Genomic DNA, 1,824 nt, shown 5'->3' with positions numbered 1-1,824 from the left:
TCGTAGCGAGTCTTGGAGGGCTAAAGGTAACTTTAGCTTTTAAGCGTAGACAGTTAGGTAACGGGCCGAAAGCCAAATGGTTGAAGGGATTGAGCTCCATAATGTTAGTAAATCGAGAGGGCTGATGCCTTACGCACAGCAGAAAGCTACATTTTATCTTTCGTTAAGGGCAAGAAGGATAAAACCTCTCTGGAGTCAGAGACCTTGGCACGTTATACATTGATATGATACGGCAACTCGGGAGACCCTAACGGTCTTTTTTTTGAAGAAGAGTATGGTGTACAAGCGATAATAAGCAAGGAAACCAAATGCCGTGTAGGGAGTCGGATAGCAGCGTAGTACCAATGAAGTTGGGTAATGCCGATGGAGGAAAGGCTAGCTACCAGTTATCACCCTTACTAGGGATACATTTACTACACACTGAGGTAGGTACAATAAATGGAAACAAAACTACTAAGGATAGCAGAATTAGCAAAATTTGATCCTAAAATGAAATTTACATCTCTTGCACATTTATTAAATGAGCAATCACTAGTTCAATGTCATTATGAGTTACCTAACAAAAAGGCAACTGGGATTATTGGTACAACTAAAGAGCAATACAGTGAAAATCTAAAAGAAAACATAGAGGATTTAGTAAATAGGCTTAAAAGTAAAAGTTATCGTCCTGTTCCAGTAAGGAGAATGTATATTCCAAAACTCAATTCAAACAGGAAAAGACCATTGGGAATACCTGAACATGAAGATAAGATTGTTCAAAAAGGCATTACGAAAATACTAACTACCATCTATGAAAATGATTTTCTAGACTGCTCATTTGGATTCCGACCAAATCGTAATTGCCACGATGCCTTGAAAATACTGAACCACTATATTGAAAAGAGGTCAGTAAATTATGTAGTAGATGTAGATATTAAAGGATTCTTTGACAACGTTGAACACACATGGATGATGGAGTTCTTAAAACTGCGAATCGCAGACCCTAACCTCCTAAGAATAATAGGAAGATTTCTTAAAGGTGGATATATGGAGGAAGGTAAGAAATACAAGACAGACACTGGCACACCGCAAGGTGGAGTAATATCTCCGATATTAGCCAACGTATACCTTCATTACGTCCTTGACCTGTGGTTTGAGAAAAGGGTTAGGAAACAGTGTAAAGGACAAGCATACATCGTGAGATATGCAGATGATTTTGTTTGTTGTTTTCAATATAAAAGTGAAGCTGAGCAATTCTTCCATTCGTTAAAGTTGAGGTTAAAGAAATTTAACTTAGAAATAGCTGAGGACAAAACCAAAATTATTCCCTTTGGGCGATTTGCGGAGACAAATGCAATTCAAAAGGGGAGAAGTAAACCAGATACCTTCGATTTCCTTGGCTTTACACATTACTGTGGGAAAAGTAAACAAGGCAAGTTCCGAGTAAAACGGAAATCAAGCAGGAAGAAAGTCCAAGGCAAACTCAGAGAATGTAAAGAATGGTTGAAGAGTAATAGAAATAAAGATATTCATATGATTATGGATAGATTTAAACGCTCGCTCGTTGGTTATTACAACTATTACTGCATCACTGATAACACTCAAAGTGTTAGCAACTTTAAAGACAAAATCGAATACTTACTGTTTAAATGGCTCAATAGAAGAAGTCAAAGAAAATCCTTTACTTGGGATAAATTCAGCCTCTTTCTTCATAAATATCCATTACCTTCACCAAGAATTAAAGTGAATATATATGACTTAAGAAAAGAGATTAGCTACATTCTGTAAATGGTGACTAGGAGGAGCCGTGTGCATTAATAGTGCAAGCACGGTTCTGTGAGGGGG

General features: G+C 37.4%; 1 protein-coding gene. It reads left to right on the top strand.

Annotation, left to right across the window (positions count from 1 at the left end; all coding sequences use genetic code 11):
- The first annotated feature begins 438 nt into the window (after positions 1–438).
- The gene (gene ltrA / locus D0469_RS20545) at positions 439–1,767 is read left to right on the top strand and encodes a group II intron reverse transcriptase/maturase (protein ID WP_117328572.1); all 1,329 of its coding nucleotides are present in this window, start codon (positions 439–441) and stop codon (positions 1,765–1,767) included.
- The last annotated feature ends 57 nt before the right edge of the window (positions 1,768–1,824 follow it).

Origin of the sequence: Peribacillus saganii, assembly GCF_003429095.1 — a bacterium.
Classification (GTDB): Bacteria; Bacillota; Bacilli; order Bacillales; family DSM-1321; genus Peribacillus; species Peribacillus saganii.
The sequence above is the reverse complement of the archived record's forward strand: the minus strand, read 5'-3'. Positions and strand labels throughout refer to the sequence as shown.

Coding starts and splice junctions, on each gene's coding strand:
- ltrA (WP_117328572.1), top strand. CDS start 439: ATGGAAACAAAACTACTAAGGATAGCAGAATTAGCAAAATTTGATCCT.